Source organism: Flavobacterium hungaricum (assembly GCF_015182285.1).
Classification (GTDB): Bacteria; Bacteroidota; Bacteroidia; order Flavobacteriales; family Flavobacteriaceae; genus Flavobacterium; species Flavobacterium hungaricum.
On the sequence record NZ_PRDM01000006.1, the window covers coordinates 196,902 to 219,274 of the forward strand.

The 22,373-nt window shown below is 34.2% G+C and carries 15 protein-coding genes; 8 read left to right on the plus strand and 7 right to left on the minus strand.

The window, feature by feature from the left end; all coding sequences use genetic code 11:
* Positions 1–72 precede the first annotated feature (72 nt).
* The 5 genes from C4F50_RS22890 to htpG all read right to left on the minus strand — a co-directional run bounded on the left by C4F50_RS22890 (position 73) and on the right by htpG (position 6,181).
* A complete protein-coding gene (locus C4F50_RS22890) occupies positions 73–825 on the minus strand; it encodes a DUF4369 domain-containing protein (protein WP_194140955.1) in 753 nt (250 codons plus the stop codon).
* 131 nt (positions 826–956) lie between these two features.
* Positions 957–1,775 carry a hypothetical protein gene (locus C4F50_RS22895; RefSeq protein ID WP_194140956.1) on the minus strand — a complete coding sequence of 273 codons (819 nt, stop codon included), beginning with the start codon at positions 1,773–1,775 and terminating at the stop codon, positions 957–959.
* 160 nt (positions 1,776–1,935) lie between these two features.
* Entirely contained in the window at positions 1,936–3,201 is a 1,266-nt protein-coding gene (locus C4F50_RS22900; RefSeq protein ID WP_194140957.1) for a patatin-like phospholipase family protein, read from the minus strand.
* A gap of 179 nt (positions 3,202–3,380) precedes the next feature.
* The gene (locus tag C4F50_RS22905) at positions 3,381–4,052 is read right to left on the minus strand and encodes a hypothetical protein (protein WP_194140958.1); all 672 of its coding nucleotides are present in this window, start codon (positions 4,050–4,052) and stop codon (positions 3,381–3,383) included.
* Positions 4,053–4,297: 245 nt separating this feature from the next.
* Entirely contained in the window at positions 4,298–6,181 is a 1,884-nt protein-coding gene (gene htpG / locus C4F50_RS22910) for a molecular chaperone HtpG (protein ID WP_194140959.1), read from the minus strand.
* Between the two features lie 203 nt (positions 6,182–6,384).
* Here htpG and C4F50_RS22915 point away from each other — a divergent pair, with 203 nt between their 5' ends.
* The 3 genes from C4F50_RS22915 (at position 6,385) to C4F50_RS22925 (ending at position 8,657) form a co-directional block, all read left to right on the plus strand.
* On the plus strand, positions 6,385–6,885 hold the full coding sequence (locus C4F50_RS22915; protein ID WP_194140960.1) for a lipocalin family protein: 501 nt from the start codon (positions 6,385–6,387) through the stop codon (positions 6,883–6,885).
* 19 nt (positions 6,886–6,904) lie between these two features.
* Positions 6,905–7,600 (plus strand): YiaD family glycine zipper/OmpA-like lipoprotein, encoded by a 696-nt coding sequence (locus C4F50_RS22920; protein ID WP_194140961.1) that lies wholly within the window; start codon positions 6,905–6,907, stop codon positions 7,598–7,600.
* Between the two features lie 106 nt (positions 7,601–7,706).
* Positions 7,707–8,657, plus strand: coding sequence for an ABC transporter ATP-binding protein (locus tag C4F50_RS22925; RefSeq protein ID WP_194140962.1), 951 nt, complete (start codon positions 7,707–7,709; stop codon positions 8,655–8,657).
* Between the two features lie 54 nt (positions 8,658–8,711).
* Here C4F50_RS22925 and C4F50_RS22930 read toward each other — a convergent pair whose 3' ends face one another.
* The gene (locus C4F50_RS22930; RefSeq protein WP_194140963.1) at positions 8,712–11,123 is read right to left on the minus strand and encodes a S9 family peptidase; all 2,412 of its coding nucleotides are present in this window, start codon (positions 11,121–11,123) and stop codon (positions 8,712–8,714) included.
* A 265-nt stretch (positions 11,124–11,388) separates the two neighbouring features.
* On the opposite strand from C4F50_RS22930, the gene C4F50_RS22935 reads away from it, so the two are divergent.
* The 3 genes from C4F50_RS22935 (at position 11,389) to C4F50_RS22945 (ending at position 14,130) form a co-directional block, all read left to right on the plus strand.
* Positions 11,389–12,396 (plus strand): 3-oxoacyl-ACP synthase III family protein, encoded by a 1,008-nt coding sequence (locus tag C4F50_RS22935; protein ID WP_194140964.1) that lies wholly within the window; start codon positions 11,389–11,391, stop codon positions 12,394–12,396.
* Between the two features lie 657 nt (positions 12,397–13,053).
* The gene (locus C4F50_RS22940; protein WP_194140965.1) at positions 13,054–13,377 is read left to right on the plus strand and encodes a GIY-YIG nuclease family protein; all 324 of its coding nucleotides are present in this window, start codon (positions 13,054–13,056) and stop codon (positions 13,375–13,377) included.
* A 78-nt stretch (positions 13,378–13,455) separates the two neighbouring features.
* Positions 13,456–14,130 (plus strand): copper homeostasis protein CutC, encoded by a 675-nt coding sequence (locus C4F50_RS22945; RefSeq protein WP_194140966.1) that lies wholly within the window; start codon positions 13,456–13,458, stop codon positions 14,128–14,130.
* Between the two features lie 84 nt (positions 14,131–14,214).
* Here the strand turns inward: C4F50_RS22945 and C4F50_RS22950 are convergent, their stop codons facing one another.
* Entirely contained in the window at positions 14,215–16,632 is a 2,418-nt protein-coding gene (locus C4F50_RS22950) for a TonB-dependent receptor (RefSeq protein WP_194140967.1), read from the minus strand.
* Between the two features lie 332 nt (positions 16,633–16,964).
* On the opposite strand from C4F50_RS22950, the gene argS reads away from it, so the two are divergent.
* Together argS and C4F50_RS22960 are read left to right on the plus strand one after the other, a co-directional pair.
* Complete coding sequence (gene argS, locus C4F50_RS22955) at positions 16,965–18,746, plus strand: arginine--tRNA ligase (RefSeq protein ID WP_194140968.1); 1,782 nt, start codon at positions 16,965–16,967, stop codon at positions 18,744–18,746.
* A gap of 452 nt (positions 18,747–19,198) precedes the next feature.
* Positions 19,199–22,360 carry a SusC/RagA family TonB-linked outer membrane protein gene (locus tag C4F50_RS22960; protein ID WP_194140969.1) on the plus strand — a complete coding sequence of 1,054 codons (3,162 nt, stop codon included), beginning with the start codon at positions 19,199–19,201 and terminating at the stop codon, positions 22,358–22,360.
* Positions 22,361–22,373: the final 13 nt, after the last annotated feature.

Genomic DNA, 22,373 nt, shown 5'->3' on the forward strand with positions numbered 1-22,373 from the left:
TTTTTTTATAAAAAATGGATATAAAAAAAGCCCTGAAAATTCAGGACTTTTTGTAAATATTTAAAACTGCAATTATTCTTGTGCTGGTGCAGCTGCAGGAGTTGCCGGAGCAGATTCCTGTTGTTTTTTAATGTCAGCTACATATTTAGTCAATTTCTTTCCGTATAATGATTTTGCTACTTTTGGGCTCATTGATTTCTCAATTGTGTCCAGAAACTTAACATTGATATCGTAAATTTGAGATAAAGCAATGTAAGGCGCGATTTCGTAATCTTTATTATTTAAAGCAAAGTTGGTTGCGTACAAATACTTTCTTTTAATATTAGACTCTTCTTTAAGAGTAAGGCTGTCCAGAGCTTTTTGATCTTGTCTTTTAATGGCTTTAAAACGCGGCTCTACCATAGAAAGATTTTCGTCGATAAAACGAGAATTTATTTTTTGAAACTGCTCATATAATTCCTGATTTTTAGAACCAGTTATTTTTGCACTTGAGATATAATTGTCAAGGTTGGTTTCGATATTAATATTTCCTGGCTCAGCAAAGAATAAAATATTATTGTCTAACGAATTGGTTACACCGCGGTCCAAAAATAGGTAAAGCATTTCTGGAGAATCTAATTTGATGTTAGTTTCAAAAGTAGAATTTCCGTCAATTTTAATGCTGTCAATTACAACAAGAGAAGTATCTACAATTCTTTGAATATAAAGAGTTCCGTTTTTAAGTCCTTTAATGTTTCCTGTGATATGAAGACCGTCAGTAGATTCTTTTTTGCTGCAAGCCATTACAAGTAAAATGGCAGCAAAGGCAATAATAGTTTTTTTCATTGGTTTTTTAGATTTTGCTGCAAAATAAAGAAAATTGTTTAAATGTATAGAGACTGCTGTTTTATTTTTGAAAAAAATAAATCCCAATCTATTTCTAAATTGGGATTTCTAAATCTTTTGAAATCATTTGCTTACAGCGAAAGCTCAATACTGCTTCCGTTCTCGTGTGTATAAACGTATTTAGGATCACAGTCGTTGTTTCCGTAATCAATAACTCCGTTTAATATTCCTCCCTGAATTTTTACTTTTCCTTTAGAGATAAAAAGACAAGAATATTTTTTAATAAGCGTTTCTTGAACAGTCAGTGTCAGTACTGTTCCGTCTCCTGCGGTTACGGTATGTGCTCCTTCAGGAACTTCATAAACATTATCCGATAAAACATATGGAGTGTCAACGCCTGCGGTTTGTTTGGTAGTATACGTGCCAGAATTTAGGTAGACTCTGCCTTGAGTATCGGTTAATTTACCATTAGTTGCTTTTCTTGTCCATTGTGGTACAGTTGCAACGGTAGTGGTATTGGTGTATTCTATGGTTCCTTCTAGTTTTAAATTGTTTATAGAATAATCAATTCTTTTAATGGTCATTTTGCTTCCTGTAGTAGTAACAGGTCCAGTAAGAGTGATTTCTAATTTTCCTTTTCTTGTAAGGTTTCCGTCAAGACAGCCTGAAGTTCCAAAATCTACCGTAAAGATTCTTGGATAAGTAGTACCGCTTACGGTTATTGTAGTGCAATTACCAACTGGTGTTTCAGCAGGTTTTGTGGTATTAGGAGTAGTGGTTACAGAAAGAGCTGTATTTACATCCATTTCGTTAGCGGCATCGATCGCTGTAGAAGCACCTACCATTGTATAATCTGATGTTGTAATGTTTTTGTTGTCATCGTTGGAACAAGAAACATACAGTAATGCTGCTGCAAAAACAGCGGTTAAAGAAATAACAGTTTTTTTCATAGTGTTTTTGTTTTTGGTTAGATAAAAAGGGTATTCAAATGTAATAAAAAAATCGAATTACAAATTAGAAATCTGGATTAAGACCTCTTGTAGTATATTGTAACGCCGATTTCAGCTGAAAATTATCTAATTAAAACAATATAAAAAAGGGATAAAATATTTAAACAGATTTATAGTAATCGCTCTTCGCTTTTCGGATTTTTTTATATTCTTCCCAATTAAAACGGGTTAAAAACTCTGCTGCTTTTTGAGCGCCGCGAATGAATAAATCAATTTTGGCATCTTCGGTTAGATTGAAATTGAGCCAATGATGGCTTCCAGTGTCAATATATCCAATAAGATTTTTAAAATCTGGATTTTTTCTTAAAAACTCAGAATCGTAGCCGTATCTCGCTGTATCAAAAAGGGAACTGATCACGTTGGATATTTTTTCGTTGGTATTGATTTCGTTTTTATCGTATCCTAATTTGATTCCAAAAGTAGGGGAAGCTGGAACATTGTTGTTTTCATGAAAAATATCTATCGGAAAATTAGAAATAATACCGCCGTCCATAAACATGACTTCAGACGGAACAGATGTTCTCAAACAAGTTGCTTCATTCCATTTATTCCAAGCCTCAATTCCGGTCGGAATATTTTTTATTTTAAAAGGAGAAAAGAAAAGCGGAATCGACATTGAAGCGCGAACAAAATCTGCGGGATTCTGTACTTCTGGATTCGCATAAAAAAGATCAATCATTTTTGGAAAAATAATTTTACTTTCTGTAGTAATATCGGCAGCAATAATGGCCAGTTCGCTCCAATGATCTGTGCGTGTATAATTTTCTTTTTCACCAGGATTGGGTTTGTCCAAGCGGTATAATTGATTTTTTTCTGAAACGCCTTTTTGACGTAATGCTTTTAAGTCGCCATAGTTTTTTATTCCTTTTTGAGAAAGCAGATTTGTCATCCATTGATGAAAATTGTTTCCAGGGTTTAAGCCCAGATCATCTTTAAAATTGTCTACAACCTGACATCCTTTCAGAACCAATTTTAAGTTGCCTGCGTCACTTAGCAGGGTATCTATAAACTCTTTGGCGTCGCGGTCGCCGTCTACAAAATCGTATAAATTTTTATTACACAAACAATCCAAAATCCATTCGGATTTTTGAATGTCGCAAGTTCCGGCAGCAGCCATCAAAATAGTATTAATACTTCCTGCAGAAGTTCCGGCCAGACTCAAAAAACGAATTCCAACCTGTTCTAGAATATAGACGTATCCTACTAAGGCAATTCCGAGAACGCCGCCACCTTCCTGAACAAGATCAACATACTGGTAATTGTTTTTGTCTGTTATGTCAGAGAATTTCTTGTCCTTAATCTGTTGTTTTAAATCTTTTAAAATTGCTAGAACTTCTCCATTTTCAGTAAATTTTTTCTTGTCCATGATTTCTAGAATTTTGATGGTACTATTTTTATTTGTAAAATATTGAAAATCAAAATTATATAAAGTATGGTTTTGATAAAAGGGGAGAATTCCCCTTTTTTGAAACATAGTTTTTAAAACCAAAAAAATCCCGTAAAACTTAATTTGCGGGATTTATGGATACTATAGTTTTATAATTTTTATTGTAGTGCTTCAACAGCTTTTACAGCATAATCATCATAGCCAAAAATAGAATAGTCTACAAACATATTCCCTGTTAAATCAGGTACATCTTGTCGGTCTCTGATTCCGTTTGGATAATCTAATTTTTCAATAAAAGAACTTAGATAATACCCGACCTGATCGTCTTTCTTGTTTTTTGCAATGTCTAAAATTATTCCGACGACTAATTTAGAAAGTTCCACAACGGCACCACTTATAGGATTACTTGTTTTAGCCAGCACTTCTATTCCTTTTGTAATCACATTTATATTCGAATCGGTTAGAACGGCCTTAATCAATCCAGCATTATCACGTGTTTTTTTGTCCAATTCAACTCCAATAATCTGCCAGCTGAAATCTTTTGGGATCTTTTCGCTTTTGTAAACAATATAACCAGTATCGCCAAAAGTGATAAGGCTTTTGTCTTTTACTTTGTGAATAGTCATTAGAATTCTGGACTGAATGACGTTGGAGACAGAATCTTTTATAATTTCTTTTTTTCTTGCTTCGTCATTAGTTTCAAAAAACTCATTCAGATTTGGAAAACTATCGGACGATTGATTGATAAAACTCATAAATTGAATTTCTCCTTTTCCTATTAAGTCACCATTTTTCATGATTCTTAATCTGTTTAATCTTACGTAGAACATAGTATTAATATTTGTCTGCCTACTCTGTTTAGGATTTTTGGCGGGCTCCCATTGTTTTTATGAATAAGATTTAGAATGTGCGAATAGTTTTCTTAAGTGCTTGAAAAATATAAGTTTAAAGTTAATTATTTGCGCTGATCTAAAATGCAAATAATTGTTTTTTTAATAGGCTGGCCCAAAAAAAAGCCCTGCAAGTTAAACTTGCAGGGCTTTAGAGTTATGTTTAGGTTTGGTAAACCTAAATATTATTTGATCATCTCAAAGCTTCTTTTTACAAAAGCTGTAAGCGCTTCACCTTTTAATAGGTTTTGTGATAATTTAGCCAAATCCAAAGCTTGTTTTACCAGATGTTCTTGGTGTGTTTTGTCTTCGGTATTCAAAATATTGGAAGCCAAATCAGAGTTGGTGTTTACAACTAGATTGTACATTTCCGGCATATTGCCCATTCCGAACATACCGCCGCCGCCAGTCTGACTCATTTCTTTCATTCTGCGCATAAATTCTGGCTGTGTAATAATGAAAGGTGCTGCCTGACTGTCCATAGCTTCTAATTGAACTGTATAAGCTTTTGGAATATAAGCTTCTAAAGAAGTTTTTAAAGCTGCTTTCTCATCATCAGACAATTTAGAAATGGCATTTTCTTCTTTTTTGATCAAATTATCAACGTGATCAGAATCGACACGTACAAAAGTTAAATCGCTGTTGTCGCCTTCTATTTTCTGAATTAAATGCGAAATAATAGGAGAATCTAAAAGCAGTACTTCGTACCCTTTTTCTTTTGCTGCTTCTATATAAGAGTGTTGTGCATCTTTGTTTCCAGCATAAAGAACAACTAGTTTACCGTCTTTATCAGTTTGATTTTCTTTTAGGTTTTCTTTTAATTCGTCAAGCGTAAAATACTTATCGTCAACCGTTGGGTACAAAACAAATGCGCCCGCTTTTTCATAGAATTTATCTTCAGAAAGCATTCCGTATTCTAAAACGATTTTAATGTCGTTCCATTTTGCCTCAAAATCAGCACGATTTTCATTAAATAATGCTTTTAATTTATCAGCAACTTTACGAGTGATGTAGTTCGAGATTTTCTTAACCGCACCGTCGGCTTGTAATCCAGAACGAGAAACGTTTAACGGAATGTCTGGAGAATCAATAACACCTTTAAGCATTGTTAAAAATTCAGGAACAATTCCTTCTACATTATCAGTTACATAAACTTGATTTTGGTACAGTTGAATTTTATCTTTCTGGATCTGCATGTCATTTCCTAATTTAGGGAAATACAAGATTCCAGTTAAGTTAAAAGGATAATCTACATTTAAATGAATGTTGAATAAAGGCTCCTCAAACTGCATTGGATATAATTCTCTGTAGAAGCTTTTGTAATCTTCATCAGATAATTCAGAAGGCTGCTTGGTCCACGCTGGATTTGGGTTGTTGATGATGTTGTCTGTTTCAACAGTTTCATTAACATAATCTTCTGGAGCATCTTCTGGTTTAGGAAGTGTCTCTGTTCTAGTTCCGAATTTAATCGGAATAGGCATGAATTTATTGTATTTGTTTAATAGACCGCTGATTTTAGAATCTTCTAAGAATTCTAAAGAATCTTCTGCGATATGCAGAATGATTTCTGTTCCGCGTGAAGTTTTGTCAGCTGGTTCAAGAGTAAACTCAGGACTTCCGTCACAAGTCCAGTGTGCGGCTGGTTCGTCTTTGTACGATTTTGTAATGATTTCAACTTTTTCTGCAACCATAAAAGCAGAATAGAAACCAAGACCAAAATGACCAATAATTCCAGAATCCTTAGCAGAATCTTTGTATTTGTCTAAGAATTCTTCAGCTCCAGAAAAAGCGACTTGATTGATGTATTTTTCAACTTCATCAGCAGTCATACCCAAACCTTGATCAATAATGTGGATTTTTTTTCCTTCTTTGTCCACTTTAACTTCAATGATCGGATTGCCATATTCTACTTTAGCTTCGCCAATGCTGATAAGATGTTTTAATTTTAGAGTAGCATCGGTACCGTTAGAAACAAGCTCACGTAAGAAGATTTCATGGTCGCTGTATAAGAACTTTTTAATTAAAGGAAAAATGTTTTCTACTGAAACATTAATTTTACCTGTTGCCATATTTTTAATTTTTATTTTAATGTGATGATTTTCATTTAGTCAAATAGAATACCAATTGTTTTTTGGGTGACAAAATGTCGGAAATGTTAATTTTGAAAGAAAATAAATAGATTGTAAAACATAAAATTCCTTAATGAATCGTATATTTGTGGTACAATAATTGTTAAAAAGGCAAGTTATTAATCTATAAAAAATTGTACAAAATGAAGAAGAGTATTTTTATATGCTTGATTGCCGCTATGTTTTTTGCGTGTAAATCGGCTTCGTCGACAGCTTCAACTGAGGCTACAACACTTTCAACTAAACTTGACAGAAAGACTCAAGTAGCATTAAAAGGAAACTGGGTTCTTACAAATGTATCTTATCCAGGGTCTGACTATATCAAAGTAAATTCTTTTGATCTAGCCGATTCAAAATGTTTTATTGGCAGTACTTGGAGTTTTATTTCAAATAATAATAAAGGTACAATGAATTTAACATCGCCAAGTTGTACTTCATTTAGTTCGCCAATTGTTTGGAGTATCAATGATCAGGGACTTTTGGTTCTTAAAATTCTTGATGCTGGTGAAAAAGCGAAAAAGGTTAGAGACGGTTATTTATTAAAAGTTGCCGGTGTAACTGAATCTTCTTTTCAGTTAGTAGATAATATCAATGTCGGCGGTCAGGTTAAAGATGTGACGTACCAATTTCAAAGAGCTAATTAATATTTTAAAGATATAAAAAATGAGAAAGATAACTGTTTTAGGTTTAAGTACTTTACTAGTATTAACAAGCTTTTTTACAAGCTGTGACTCAGTAAAGAATGCAAATAATACACAAAAAGGAGCTGGGATTGGAGTAGTTGCAGGAGGTGTTATTGGAGCTGTTTTAGGAAATAATTTAGGGAAAGGCGGCAATGCTGCATTAGGAGCTGCGATTGGAGCAGCTGTTGGTGGTGGAACCGGAGCTCTTATTGGAAACAAAATGGATAAACAAGCTCGTCAGATCGATCAGGCTTTACCAGGTGCTTCTGTAGAAAGAGTTGGAGAAGGAATCCACTTAACTTTAAATGAAAATTCAGTTCGTTTTGACACTAATAAATCAACTTTGACTGCTCAGGCAAAAGCGAATTTAGATAAATTGGTACCTGTATTTAACGAATATGGAGATACTGATATTCAGATTTTTGGATATACTGACAGTACAGGAAAACCAGAATATAACTTAACACTTTCAGGACAAAGAGCAGCTTCTGTGCAGGCTTATTTAGTTTCTAAAGGGTTAAAGTCAAGTCGTTTTAAAACTTCAGGTTTAGGAATTGCTGATCCAATTGCAACAAACGAAACTCCAGAAGGAAGAGCGCAAAACCGTCGTGTTGAATTCTCAATTACAGCAAATGACAAAATGGTAAATGACGCAAAAGCTGAAGCTGGAAAATAATTTTCAGACAAAATAAATTATAAAAAAAAGCTGTTTCATATTTGAAGCAGCTTTTTTTTGACTTTAGAAATTAAACATCGTAAATTTGACGTCTCAATTGTAACTCATGCTCGACATTCAAAATATATCATTTTCGTATACCGAAAATCCTGTCATTAAAAACATTTCTTTTACCATAGAGAAAGGTCAGAACATTTCGATTATTGGCGAAAGCGGCTGCGGAAAAAGCACGCTGCTCAAACTGATTTATGGATTGTATGATTTGGATGAAGGACAGATTTTTTACGGAGACAAGCCTGTTCTGGGACCAAAATTCAATTTGATTCCCGGGATGCCTTACATGAAATACCTTGCGCAGGATTTTGATTTGTCTCCTTATGAAACAGTGGCAGAGAATGTTGGAAAATTTCTTTCTAATGGTTTTGCGAATATGAAAAAACTTCGTGTTCAGGAATTATTAGAAATGGTAGAAATGGAACAGTTTGCTAATGTTAAAACTAAATTTCTAAGCGGGGGACAACAGCAGCGTGTCGCTTTAATCAGGGTTTTGGCCCTGGAGCCAGAAGTAATTCTGTTGGATGAGCCTTTTAGCCAGATTGATGCTTTTAGAAAAAATGCGCTTCGCCGTAATTTATTCCGTTACTTAAAACAAAAACAAATTACCTGTATTATTGCGACCCATGACAGCACAGATGCTTTGTCGTTTGCAGATCAGGCCATTGTGATGCGAAATGGAGAAGTGGTTATAAAAGACGATCCAAATCGAATTTATGAAAACCCGCAGACTAAATACGTTGCCTCTTTGTTTGGAGAAGTAAATGAAATTCCGACTCATTTATTATTGTCTTACGAAGATGAAAATCATAAAACTTTAGTCTATCCGCATCAATTTAAAATGGTTTCAGAATCGAAACTTTTGGTTAAAATCAGAAAAACGTATTTTAGAGGAAGCCACTATCTGATCGAAGCGGTTTACAAAAGACAGTTGATCTTTTTTGAAAGCGAAATTGATTTACCGCTGGAGCAGGAAGTTTTCTTGGCTTTGAATTATTTATAAAAAAGAAACCCGTTAATTTAATTAACGGGTTTTCTTTTTGTAGAATGTGAAGTATTAGTTTTTCAAATATTTTTCTAAAAACTGATCTTGTTCCCATAATAAGTGCAGGATGTTTTCTTTAGCGGCATATCCGTGAGATTCTTTTGGCAGAATTACCATTCTAGCATTAGCTCCCAAACCTTTTAAAGCTTGAAAATAACGTTCTGTCTGCAATGTAAAAGTTCCTGGGTTATTATCTGCTTCTCCGTGTACTAATAAAATAGGTGTTTTCATTTTATCCGCATTCATAAAAGGAGACATGGTATTGTAAACCTCTGGAACTTCCCAGTAATTACGTTGTTCTGTTTGGAACCCGAATGGAGTCAAAGTTCTATTGTAAGCACCGCTTCGAGCAATTCCGCACGCAAAAAGATTAGAATGTGTCAATAAATTTGCGGTCATAAAAGCACCGTAAGAATGACCTCCGACAGCCACTTTTTTACGGTTGATGTAACCCAAAGCATCAACAGCGTCAATTGCAGCTGCAGCATTGTCTACTAATTGTGAAATAAAGTTGTCATTTGGTTCTGTTGTTCCTTCTCCAATAATCGGGAATGCAGCGTCGTCTAAAACTACATATCCTTTGGTTACCCAATACACGAATGATCCGTAGTAAGGAAGGGTAAACTCGTTTGAGTTTTGAGTAGATTGTGAAGCACTGTTTCTGTCTTTGTACTCAGCTGGATAAGCCCAGATTAACAAAGGCAGTTTTTCTTTTTTTGCTTTATCGTAACCAGCTGGCAGATATAATGTTCCCGATAATTCAAGACCGTCTTTACGTTTGTATTTAATCACCTCTTTGCTCACATTTTTAATGCTTTCAAAAGGATTCTTGAAATCGGTGATCGGAGTTAAGCTGTTTTTCTTGTAAATGTTTCTTATATAGTAATTTGGATATTCACTTTTAGATTGAATTTGCACTAAAATTTTTCCAGATTTAACATCATCAATTTCAATCAAATCTTCTTTTTTGTCCTTGTACGAAGAAGTGTAAAGTCGTTTGGCTTGAAGTGTTTTGGTGTTAAATTCATCAATATAAGGAAATTGCCCTTCTTTGGTATATCCTTCAGCAATACGGTAGGCATTATCTTTTTCTAAAAGTAAGATGTGTTTGTTGTATTGGTTTTTCTTAGTTTGAAAATTACCTGGATCAGAATATACATCTTGGTAATTTCTATCGGTAATTACTTTAGGTGCTTGTGCTGGATTTGAAGGATTTATCAAATACGTTTTGGTATTACGAGTGTCGTACCATTGATCTGATAGAACAGCGAGATTGTCAGTACCCCAAACAATATCATTGAAACGTTGTGGTGTTTTGGTAAAAGAAACCGGTTCGGCAGTAAATGGAGCTTCCCATAAAAACAATTCGTCTCTATATTCTACTTTGTTGGCAGGATTTCCTTCGTCTAATGCAACAGCATAGTATAAAGTGGCAGGTTTGTCATTTCTCCAAGCCATTTCTCTTTTTCCTTTTCGAACTGCCATAAAACCTTTAGGCATGATTTCGAAAAGCGGTACTTCGTTTACCGTTTTGATTTCTTTTCCTCTAATGTCGTAAACAACGGTTTTAGAAGGAAAACGATACAAAGGAACTACATACGAAAAAGGTTTGTGAATGGTAGTAAGCATAATGTAATTACCATCTGGAGAAATTTTTTCGCCAGAAAACATTGCTGCTTCTTTAAATAAGACAGCATTTCCGTTGAGGCTTACTTTGTATAATTCGGAAGTAATAGCATTTTCAAAATTGATTTCATCATTTTTGTTTTTCAACATATCTGGGTATGTTCTGTTTTGTGATTTTTCTCCAGATGTAGTAGAAACAATTGGCCCCGTTGGTAAATCTTTCTTAGAGTCTAGTAAAGGCTGTCTGTTTTTTGGAAGCATTTTTACTAAGATTGTTTCATTGTCAGGAAGCCAGCTAAACGGATTTCCTAGATTTGCATTTACAGTTGCTTCTGTTAATCTTGTTGCTTGCGCAGAAGCTACGTCCAAAACCCAAAGTTCAACTCCTGTAGCAGTTGTATGAGAAAATAAAATTTTCTTGTCGTTTGGGGACCATAGAATATTACTGATTTTTGGATTTTGCGGTAATCCGGCAACCTGAATTTCATTTTTACCGCTAACCTTGCGAAGTTTCAGATTGGTAATATAAGTTACTGTACTCGAAATATTAGTAGTCGGATTAATTCTTAAGCCAGCTAGTCGAAGCTCATCTTGATTTAGATCGTCTAAAGTTTTGTAGGTGTTGCGGTACATAAAGAGTATATTCTCATTTTTTGTATCTGTAGCCACCGTAGGAGCTTTTTCGTAATCTGCAAGATCGAGTATTGATTTTGAGGGTTTTTGGTAAGTAAGGTTTTCTTGTGCAAGTGCAAAAAAACCAAAGTTTAGAAATAAAAATAGCGTAACTTTTAATTTCATAATTTGAATTTTTGGGTTTAAAAAAAGTGGTATTATTAAATGTTTGTCTCAGGTCATTTAGACTTGTTACAAATTAAAGCGCTAATTTAATTCTTTTTATGTTTTAGAAGTTTTTTTTGCTTTTTTTGAATTAAAAAAGAAACAATAGAGGTAATTATTAGTAGATATTAAATTGCTGATTACGAAAAAAATGGTAATTTGTATGCTTATGTTTTAAAGTATGCGTAAATTTGCAATCCAATTTTTTAATAAATAATAAAAGAGTATGTATCATTCGAAAATAGCTGGTTTAGGATATTATGTCCCTTCTAATGTGGTGACTAACGATGATTTGTCTAAGATAATGGATACCAATGATGAATGGATTCAAGAAAGAACCGGAATTCAGGAAAGAAGACACATTATTCGTGGAGAAGACACTACAACGTCGATGGGAGTAAAAGCAGCTAAAATTGCCATAGAACGTTCTGGCGTTGCCAAAGAAGATATTGACTTTGTAGTTTTTGCTACCTTAAGTCCAGATTATTATTTTCCAGGTCCTGGAGTTTTAGTGCAGAGAGATTTAGGACTGAAAACTGTAGGGGCTTTAGATGTTAGAAATCAATGTTCTGGTTTTGTTTACGCTATTTCGGTAGCAGACCAATATATTAAAACAGGAATGTATAAGAACATTTTGGTAATTGGTTCAGAGGTTCACTCAACAGGTTTAGATATGACAACACGCGGACGCGGTGTTTCGGTAATTTTTGGTGATGGAGCAGGAGCGGCAGTTTTAAGCCGTGAAGAAGATTTGTCAAAAGGAATTTTATCGACACACTTACATTCTGAAGGACAGCATGCAGAAGAATTGGCATTGCAGGCACCGGGAATGGGAGCGCGTTGGGTAACCGATATTTTGGCTGACAATGACCCGAATGACGAAAGTTATTATCCTTATATGAACGGGCAGTTTGTATTTAAAAATGCAGTAGTTCGTTTTGCAGAAGTAATCAATGAAGGTTTGGAAGCAAATGGTTTGCAGGTTTCTGATATTGACATGCTGATTCCGCATCAGGCTAATTTGAGAATTTCTCAATTCATTCAGAATAAATTCAAACTGACCGACGATCAAGTTCATAATAATATCCAGAAATACGGAAATACCACTGCGGCCTCTATTCCGATCGCTTTGACCGAAGCTTGGGAGCAGGGAAAAATTAAATCTGGAGATACTGTTGTTTTAGCAGCCTTCGGAAGTGGTTTTACTTGGGCGAGTGCTATTATAAAATGGTAAAATAATTATATTAATATTATATTCAGACCTGCTTCTTTTTGGAGCAGGTTTTTTTATTTCTTTTTTTTTGAGTGATGCAAGACGTTTGTCAAGTTGAGCGCAATCGTTGTGAGGCTGGGCGGAGTCGAAGCCCCGCGTTCCAATTGGGATGCCCTTCGACTCCGCTCAGGGTGACATGAATATTGCGTTTGTTTTTTGCCGTTTGATTCAGATTGTCATGCTGAGCGGAGTCGAAGCCCGCGTTCCAATTGGAATGCCCTTCGGCTCCGCTCAGGTTGACATGAATATTGTGTTTATTTTTTGCTATTAGATTCAGATTGTCAGGCTGAGCGGAGTCGAAGCCCGTGTTCCAATTGGAATGCCGTTCGACTCCGCTCAGGGTGACATGAATATTGCGTTTATTTTTTGCTGTTAGATTCAGATTGTCAGGCTGAGGGGAGTCGAAGTCCCGCGTTATAATTGGATCGCCTTTCGACTCCGCTCAGGTTGACATGAATATTGTGTTTATTTTTTGCTGTTAGATTCAGATTGTCAGGCTGAGCGGAGTCGAAGCCCGCGTTCCAGTTGGATCTCCCTTTGATTCGGTTCAAGGTAAAATCTAAAAGCATATTGTTTTGAATTATTTTTCTTACTTTTATTTTTTAATTATAGAGAATTATGAAATTATATTATGTGTATATTTTAAAATGTTCCGATGGAAGTTATTACACAGGAGTAACTAACAATATTAATAGAAGATTGAATGAACATACTTACGGTACAAATCAAGAAAGTTATACTTATAATAAAAGACCAGTTGAATTGGTTTTTTGTACAGAATTTAATGATATCAATCACGCGATTTTATTTGAAAAGCAGGTTAAAGGATGGAGTCGGAAAAAGAAAGAAGCTATTATTATAGACAAATGGGAAGATTTGAAAAAACTTTCGAAATGCTTAAATAAAACAACTCATAATAATTTTAATAAAAAGAATGTTTAGTAGTAAATTAGTCCCCGATTTCACTAAGAATAAGATTTGATTTTTACTGAGGTCAAAGCCCCTTTAAATTAAGATAAAATGAAAAAAAATCAACTCGAAATAGCTTGCTTTAACTACGAATCTGCCATAATTGCGCAAGAAAATGGTGCGGACAGAATTGAATTATGCGAAAACATGAAACTTGGAGGAACAACTCCAAACTCTATTTTGGTTGTAAAAGTTCGGGAGAGTCTAAATATTAAAATGCATGTAATTATCAGACCAAGAGGCGGGGATTTTATGTATTCTGATGAAGAACTAACAGAAATGAAACAAGATATTAAGCAATTGAAAAAATTGGGTGTGGATGGTTTTGTTTTTGGGATTCTGAAAGAAAATGGAAAAGTAAATAAAAAACAAAACAAGGAGTTGGTCCAGCTGGCACATCCGCTTTCGTGTACTTTTCACCGTGCTTTTGATGTCGTAAAAGACGTTGAAGAATCTTTGGAAGATGTTATAGAATGCGGTTTTAATACTATTCTTACTTCAGGACAAGGTGCAAATGTTTTAGAAGGAATTAAAGTTTTAGAAAAAATTCAAAAATTGGCTGACGAAAGAATTGTGATAATGCCCGGAGGCGGGCTGCGTTCTACTAATGTTCAGTTAATAGAAGAAAAATTAAAAGAAGAAACTTACTTTCATACGTCGGCCATTACTACAGATTCTGAAACGGCAGATCCTAAAGAAATAAAAGCAATTTTGGAATATTTATAAAATAAAAAAAATCCTGAAGTTTGGCATAACTTCAGGATTTTCCTTTTCTACAAGTATTCTAAAAAAATAAGTAATAAAGGAAGATTAGAACATTCCTCCGCCGCCTTTATTAGTATTGTCATCTCTTTGTTTACGCTGTAATTTTTTGATTTTACTGCTTCCAAAGTTATAGGTTAATCCTAAATATACCGTTTGGCTTTCCCATGTAAACTGACCTGTTTGGCCGTACGGATACTCAGTATCAAACGCATATTTCATAGTGTTGAAAACGTCATTGAAACGTACACTGATATTCATTTTGTTATCTAACAATGTATAACGTGAACCAATATCCATTTTATACATCTCGTGACTATTATTTTGAACCCCGTCAACAGCACCTCTGTAGAATCCGAAAAGTAAGAAACTTAAACGTTTATTTGCTTTGAAGTTCGAGTTCATACGTCCGTTAAATGCTGCAACAGTTACCTTTCTGTTTTCTGCGATAATTTGATTATTGTCTTCGCTAAATTTAGACACAACTCCTTCTTGATTTATACTTGAAAAATCAATAGATGGCTGGATGTCCCACCATTTTGTAATTTTATAATTCATTGACACTTCAAATCCATAAGCGGTATTGTGGTCAAAGTTTGTGTAAGACATAATTTGTTTATTTCCACTTGGATCGGTTGGATCTGGGTATAAAATTCTGCTGATTTGATCATTGATGCTTCTCACAAAAACACCAGCTGTAAAGCTTCCTTTTTCAAGAGTTTTAGTATAATTTACTTCTACAGAATTAGTAAACTGAGGTCTTAGATCTGGATTTCCTATCGAAGTTACTAACGGAGTAGAAAACTCACGAATTGGTTTTGTCTGTCCTAAACTCGGACGGTCAACACGACGGCTGTAGCTTAATTGTAAAGTGTTTTTCTCATTTACGTTATAAGTCAAATAAGCAGAAGGATATAAGGTAAGATAATCATCGTCGTACTTAGTTTCGCCATGATTTAAATTTGCCTGCATTTTATAACTTTCACCACGAAGACCTAATTGATAACTGATTTTTTTGAATTTTTGTCCAAAAGTTACATACGCAGAATAGATATCAGTATCATAAGTATAATTAGAGATTAAGTTCTGCGACGGGTTTTGATCGTTTATTCGGCTGTAATCATTGTCAGTTCTTGTTAATCTTGCCTCAGCTCCAGCTTCAAGAGTGGTTTTTTCGTTTAACGGATTTACATAGTCAATGTTTACAGTACTTAGTTTTCGGTTGTTAGTCAAGAAATCATTATAAATATCTGAACTTTGAGTGTTATTAGTCGTTGTGATTTGATTGTCAAAATTTGCATTTTGACTTTCCTTCGTGTCACTGTAGTTTCCTTCAAAATCTAAAGTGTGTCCTTCTTTTTTAAAGATATGTTTGTAAGCCAAGTTATAAGTTCCAGTTTTATTAGGTCCTTGATATCTTGATTTTTGATACATATTAGCAATGTTATCTGGAGAATTAATATAATCAATGTCAGTATTCACTATACCATTTCCAGTTGATTTATTTTGATTCGTGTAGATAGACAAAGTATTGTGATCATCTATTAAATAATCCATACCAATTTTATACAAGTAGGATTCATTGTCGTTAACAATATCTAATTTTTGAGTAACAGTTCGATCTGATCTTTCGATAAAACCATCATTAAAGTATTTTCCAGAGTTGTTTCCAGCATTTCCAAAAAAGTTTACTTTTCCGGTTTTGTAGTTCAAATCTAAAGATTGGTTAAACTTAGCCGTTTCTCCAAAAGTGATACCTCCGCTGTAACTTCCGTTAAAACCAGTATTAGCATTTTTATGCAAAATGATATTGATGATACCAGACATTCCTTCTGGATTGTATTTGGCACTTGGATTGGTAATCAGCTCAATTTTTTTGATTGATGTTGATGGAATCTGTTTCAGCAACTGCGCTGGGTCAATATTACTTGGTCTTCCATCGATTAATACACGGACATTGTCGTTCCCGCGAAGCGAAAGTTTACCGTCCTGGTCTACATTCACAGACGGAATATTGTTCATAATGTCCGATGCAGAGGCTCCCGCAGTAGTTAAATCTTTTCCGACGTTTACTACTTTTCTATCGATTTTTTGTTCGATTGTTGAGCGTTCAGCTACAATATTTACGCCTTTCAACTGTGTTGCTTCTTCTTCAAGAGCTGCGTTTACAGTTGCCGCTTTTTTGTTTTCGCTTAAAATTACAGAACCGATGTATTTTCTAAATCCAATATATTGAATTTCGATCGTGTAACTTTTTAAAGCGATGTTTTTAAATGAAAAGTCTCCGTTGTCATCGGTATTTACTCCAGCTACAACTTTGCCGTTTTCTTTTAAAGAAACGCTTGCATAAGATATTGGTGCTTTATTCGACTTTTCTGTAATTTTCCCAGAAACCGATCCGGTGTTCTGGGCTTGTGCTGCTGCAAATACCCCCAGTAATGCAAGCAGAAAGAATTTTAATTTCATGATTAGTTAGGTGATTGATTTGATTTGATTGATGATGATTTTGTTAGTTTTTGCTTTTTTTATTTTTTTTTGATTAGCCTCAAATAAAATTTGAAGTCCCTATTAAGACTCTTGTATTTAGAATATGTTACACTAAATTTTAGAAAATTTTATAAAAATTTTTAGAACTGCTGTTTTATAACACTTTAAGCTTTTGGTTTTTTGATAATTTTAATAACCAGAAACATTGAGTTTTTATCAAATTCAAATTGTTTTGCTGAATTTAATATGTTTTTGATTTTCTGTAATTGATGAATAAGCAGTATCTTTGCTCACTTTAAAATTAAGTTTACATGTCATTAGCACAAATTCTAACACCTTCTATACAAAAAGCAATACAGGCATTATTTGATGTTACTGTTGATAAAATTGAGTTTCAAACTACTAGAAAAGAGTTTGAAGGCGATATAACAATGGTAATTTTTCCCTTACTAAAAGTGACTAAGAGTAATCCTGTTGAACTGGGAAATAAAATTGGAAATTACCTTGTAGAAAATTTTTCTGAAGTGGCACGTTTTAACGTAGTTTCGGGTTTCTTAAATATTGTAATCTCTGATAATTACTACTTAAATTTCTTTAATGGAATCAAAGATCAAAAGCAGTACGGTTTTGTAACTCCAAATCCAGAAGAAAAAGCGGTAATGGTAGAATATTCTTCACCAAATACCAATAAGCCTCTGCATTTAGGCCACGTTCGTAACAATCTGTTAGGATATTCTGTTGCAGAGATTTTAAAAGCTTCGGGTAAAAAAGTCTATAAAACGCAAATCATCAACGATAGAGGAATTCATATCTGTAAATCGATGCTGGCTTGGGAAAAATTCGGAAACGGAGAAACTCCAGAGACTTCTGGTCTAAAAGGAGATAAATTGGTTGGAAAATATTATGTAGAATTTGATAAAGCTTACAAAACTGAAATTAACAGTTTGATTGAAGCCGGAAAAACAGAAGACGAAGCAAAAAAACAAGCTCCAATTATTATCGAAGCTCAAGATATGCTTAAGAAATGGGAAGCTGGTGACGAAAAAGTAATGGAGCTTTGGAACAAAATGAACCAATGGGTTTATGCTGGTTTTGAAACTACTTATGCTAATCTTGGAGTTAATTTTGATAGATATTACTACGAAAGCAACACTTACTTACTAGGAAAAGATGTTGTACAGGTAGGTCTTGATAAAGGTGTTTTTGAAAAAGATCCCGATGGTTCTGTTTGGATCGATTTGACAGCTGAAGGTCTGGATCGTAAAATTGTACTGCGTTCTGATGGCACTGCTGTTTACATGACGCAGGATATCGGAACAGCAATTCAGCGTGTAAAAGATATGCCCGATGTAGGCGGAATGATTTATACTGTTGGTAACGAACAAGATCATCATTTTAAAGTTTTATTCTTAATTCTAAAAAAACTTGGTTTTGACTGGGCTTCAAATTTATACCATTTATCATACGGGATGGTTGATCTTCCGTCTGGAAAAATGAAAAGCCGTGAAGGAACTGTTGTCGATGCAGATGATTTGATGCAGGATATGACGGATACGGCCAAACAAATCTCTGAAGATTTAGGGAAATTAGACAGCTATTCGGCAGAAGAAAAAGCCAAATTGTACAAAACAATTGGTTTAGGAGCATTGAAATATTATATCTTAAAAATTGATCCTAAGAAACGTATTATGTTTAATCCAGAAGAGTCTGTTGATTTTGCTGGAAATACAGGGCCTTTTATTCAATATACTTACGCTAGGATTCAGTCGATAATTCGCAAAGCCGATTTTGATTACAATGTTACATTGAATGAACTCGAAGTAATGCATGAAAAAGAAAAAGAATTGGTAAAACAAATCGAACTTTTTCCAGAAATAATTCAAAATGCAGCTCAAAATCACAGTCCCGCATTGATTGCTAATTATACTTATGACTTAGTAAAAGAATATAATTCGTTCTATCAATCAGTTCATATTTTAGGAGAAGTAGATTTGACTAAAAAGATATTCAGAGTACAGCTTTCTCAAAAAGTTGCAGAGATAATTAAATCTGCCTTTGAATTATTAGGAATTGAAGTTCCAGAGCGAATGTAGTTAATAGAAATAAATAAAAATTGAAAAGCCAATAGTTGTAAAACTATTGGCTTTTTTTATTGTTTTTTAGGCTTTTAAGGGTATTCCACGTTTTATTTCCGTCTTATTTTTGTTACAAATTATTCCGTAGTATTTATTGTTAGTATTATTAACATAAATCGATTTTTTGCATAAAAAGAATTATAAAGTTGTCTGTTTTGATTCTGAAAAGAGAGGCAATTTTTGATCCCATATTTGTTTTTAACTATTTTGAATTAGTAAGCTTTTAGTAAAAAAAACAAAGGGAAATAAAACCATCTAACTTATCAAGATGGTTTTTTTATGCCTCATAAGTTTTTCTCACCATCGTTTTAACAAATTACCAAATATTAAAATGTTAAATGACAGTAAAATCTTGTTAAAAATAATTTAATTTTATAAGTTGCGCCCCTAAAATTAAAAAAGGACTATAAATGAGAAAGAAAATTACGGGGTTCTTGGTTATGCTGTTTGTCATAACAACGCAATTAAATTTTGCGCAAGAAAGAGCAATTTCAGGAAAGGTGTCAGATGCAAATGGCCCGATTCCGGGGGCAAATGTGCTTATAAAAGGTACAAAAACGGGAGTTCAAACAGATTTCGATGGAAAGTATACCATAAAAGCATCGCCAAATCAAACTTTAGTATTTAGTTATATTGGCTTGAAAACGCAGGAAATGTTAGCTAGCTCTGTTACAATCAATGTAAAAATGGTTGATGCAGCTGCTCAGGAGCTTGATGGAGTTGTTGTTACAGCTTTAGGAGTTAAAAAAGAAAAAAAAGCATTAGGATATGCTACTCAAGAAGTTAAAGCTACCGAATTAACAAGAGGGAATAATAACAGTTTAGCTGGGGCTCTCCAAGGAAAATTAGCAGGTGTACAAGTCACTCCTTCTAGTGGTGCTCCAGGAGCTTCCTCTCAAATTGTAATTCGTGGAGCTCGTTCTTTCACAGGAAATAATACTCCTTTATATGTAATTGATGGTATGCCTGTGGCATCACAAGCTGATTACAGTACAGGAAATAGCGTTAGTGGATCAGATAGCGCTAACAGAGCGGTTGATATTGACCCAAACGATATTGAATCGATCAACATTCTAAAAGGACAAGCTGCTTCAGCAATTTATGGGCTTAGGGCTTCAAATGGAGTAATTGTAATTACAACTAAAAGCGGAAGAGGGGCTTCTAAAAATGGTAAACCTACTATAAATTTCAACAGTTCTATTACTGTAGATAACATTTCCAGAAAGATTGATTTTCAAAATGAATATGCACAAGGAACTAAAGGTACATACGATCCAACAAATTCTTTGTCTTGGGGTCCAAAAATTTCTGATTTACCAAATGATGCGAAATATGGAGGAAGTGTTGCTAATACTTTGAATGGCATGGACGCAACAGTATATGCAGGTAAATATTATGTGCCACAAAGAGCTGCAGCTGGCTTAGATCCGTGGGTAACTCCTAGAGTGTACGATAATTTTGGTGATTTCTTTAAAACCGGAATAACAGTCAACAATTCTTTTAGTATAACACAAACAAATGATAAAAGCAGCTATGCATTTACTTTAGGTTCGTCAAATCAGGATGGTTTTGTATCTGAAACAGGAATGGATCGATATAATGCCAAAGCATCGTTCAGTACAAAATTAAGTGAAGAGTGGAAAACTGGATTTGTGGGTAATTATGTTACGACTAAAATTCAAAAGGCTACAGGTGCAAATGATTCATCTGTTGCAGGTGCATTTGCAAGCCCGATCAGCTACGATTTAAAAGGAAACGGATTTGAAAATCCAAGCGACCCTTATAAGCAAATTTACTACAGAACAACAGGGTTTAACAATCCTTATTGGGCAGCTAAGCACAATATATTTGACGAACAAACAGAGCGTTTTTATGGGAACAGCTATGTTGAATTTATGCCAAAAATCGCGGTAGACGACCAACATAAAATTAGCTTCCGTTACCAGCTTGGAGCGGATACCTATACCACTAATTATAGAAATATAGAAGAGTATGGTAACAAACAAACTACGGCAGGTCACTTATATATTTATGGAATTTCATCACGAACAATTAATTCATTATTCACGGCAAATTATGAATATAAAATATCAGAAGACTTAAACTTAACAGCTTTGGTTGGGAATGAAATTAACGACAGGTATGAAAAAGTATATGATATGATTGGTAATAATCTTAATTTTGGTGGTTGGGCTAATCTAGCTAATACACAGCAAACTGTTGCTACAGATGAAATCAATAATAATCGAACTTTTGGTTTATTCGGAAACGTAAACTTTTCATACAGAAACTTCATTTATTTAGGTGGTACTATACGAAATGATATTGTATCATCAATGCCAAGAAACAATCGCTCATTTCTGTATCCTTCAGTATCATTAGGCTTAGTATTAACTGAATTAGAGGCTTTAAAAGGAAACTCAATATTATCTTTTGCTAAACTTAGAGGGTCTTGGGCTGAGGTAGGTCAAGCAGGAAATTATAAAGCCAATTATTATTCTGTACCTACTTACGGAGGTGGCTTTTGGGGAACTGCCCCTGTAAGCTATCCTATTGGCGGGGTAAATTCATACACACCAAATAATGTAATGTATGATCCAAACTTGAAACCTCAAAATACAAGATCTTATGAATTAGGTGCAGAAGTGAGATTATTTAGTGATCGTGTAAGTATAGATTATACGTATGCTAGACAAAACGTAATAGATCAAATTTTTTCAGTGCCATTAGCTGGTTCAACTGGAGCTTCTTCTTTAATGATGAATGGAGGAAAAATTCATACTAACAGTCATGAGTTAATCGTAAGTATTAGTCCAGTAAGAACTACTGATTTTGATTGGACAATCTCTGCAAATTATACACAAATAGACAACTTTGTTGACGAATTAAAAGAGGGAGTGCCAAATATTTTCTTAGGAGGATTTGTTACTCCGCAAATTAGAGCAAGTATTGGAGAACGTTTTCCAGTTATTTACGGAACATCTTTTAAAAGAGATGATAAAGGAAATATTCTAGTTGATAATAATGGATTAGCAATAGCTGGTGAAACTAAATCACTTGGCGAAGTAGCTCCAAAATTCAATTTAGGAGGAACAACTTCTTTCAGATACAAAAAAATAACTCTTGCTGCTACTTTTGACTGGAAAAACGGAGGGAAAATTTATAGTGGGACAAACTCATTGTTAGATACTTACGGGTTAAGTACGAAAACAGGAAACCGTGATGAATTACTGGTTCAGAAAGGTGTAACAGCAACTGGAGAAGTAAACACAAAAGCGGCAACAAAAGAAGCTACCTACACAGTATATTCTAACATTGCAGAAACTGCAGTATATGATGCTTCTTTCGTAAAGCTTAGAGAACTTTCTTTAGGTTATACTCTTCCAAAATTTATAACAAGATTTGATATGCGTTTTTCTGCATTTGCAAGAAACGTTTTGTTATGGGCTAAAATGCCAAATTTAGATCCAGAGTCATCACAAGGAAATAACAACATGGCAGGAGGTTTTGAGAGATTATCTATTCCGCAAACAACTAGTATTGGAGTTGGAATGAATCTAACAATCAATTAATATAATTCAAAAA

Bases quoted from the DNA above. Each gene is read 5' to 3' on its own strand.
- C4F50_RS22890 (WP_194140955.1), bottom strand. From the start codon at position 825: ATGAAAAAAACTATTATTGCCTTTGCTGCCATTTTACTTGTAATGGCT.
- C4F50_RS22895 (WP_194140956.1), bottom strand. From the start codon at position 1,775: ATGAAAAAAACTGTTATTTCTTTAACCGCTGTTTTTGCAGCAGCATTA.
- C4F50_RS22900 (WP_194140957.1), bottom strand. From the start codon at position 3,201: ATGGACAAGAAAAAATTTACTGAAAATGGAGAAGTTCTAGCAATTTTA.
- C4F50_RS22905 (WP_194140958.1), bottom strand. From the start codon at position 4,052: ATGTTCTACGTAAGATTAAACAGATTAAGAATCATGAAAAATGGTGAC.
- htpG (WP_194140959.1), bottom strand. From the start codon at position 6,181: ATGGCAACAGGTAAAATTAATGTTTCAGTAGAAAACATTTTTCCTTTA.
- C4F50_RS22915 (WP_194140960.1), top strand. From the start codon at position 6,385: ATGAAGAAGAGTATTTTTATATGCTTGATTGCCGCTATGTTTTTTGCG.
- C4F50_RS22920 (WP_194140961.1), top strand. From the start codon at position 6,905: ATGAGAAAGATAACTGTTTTAGGTTTAAGTACTTTACTAGTATTAACA.
- C4F50_RS22925 (WP_194140962.1), top strand. From the start codon at position 7,707: ATGCTCGACATTCAAAATATATCATTTTCGTATACCGAAAATCCTGTC.
- C4F50_RS22930 (WP_194140963.1), bottom strand. From the start codon at position 11,123: ATGAAATTAAAAGTTACGCTATTTTTATTTCTAAACTTTGGTTTTTTT.
- C4F50_RS22935 (WP_194140964.1), top strand. From the start codon at position 11,389: ATGTATCATTCGAAAATAGCTGGTTTAGGATATTATGTCCCTTCTAAT.
- C4F50_RS22940 (WP_194140965.1), top strand. From the start codon at position 13,054: ATGAAATTATATTATGTGTATATTTTAAAATGTTCCGATGGAAGTTAT.
- C4F50_RS22945 (WP_194140966.1), top strand. From the start codon at position 13,456: ATGAAAAAAAATCAACTCGAAATAGCTTGCTTTAACTACGAATCTGCC.
- C4F50_RS22950 (WP_194140967.1), bottom strand. From the start codon at position 16,632: ATGAAATTAAAATTCTTTCTGCTTGCATTACTGGGGGTATTTGCAGCA.
- argS (WP_194140968.1), top strand. From the start codon at position 16,965: ATGTCATTAGCACAAATTCTAACACCTTCTATACAAAAAGCAATACAG.
- C4F50_RS22960 (WP_194140969.1), top strand. From the start codon at position 19,199: ATGAGAAAGAAAATTACGGGGTTCTTGGTTATGCTGTTTGTCATAACA.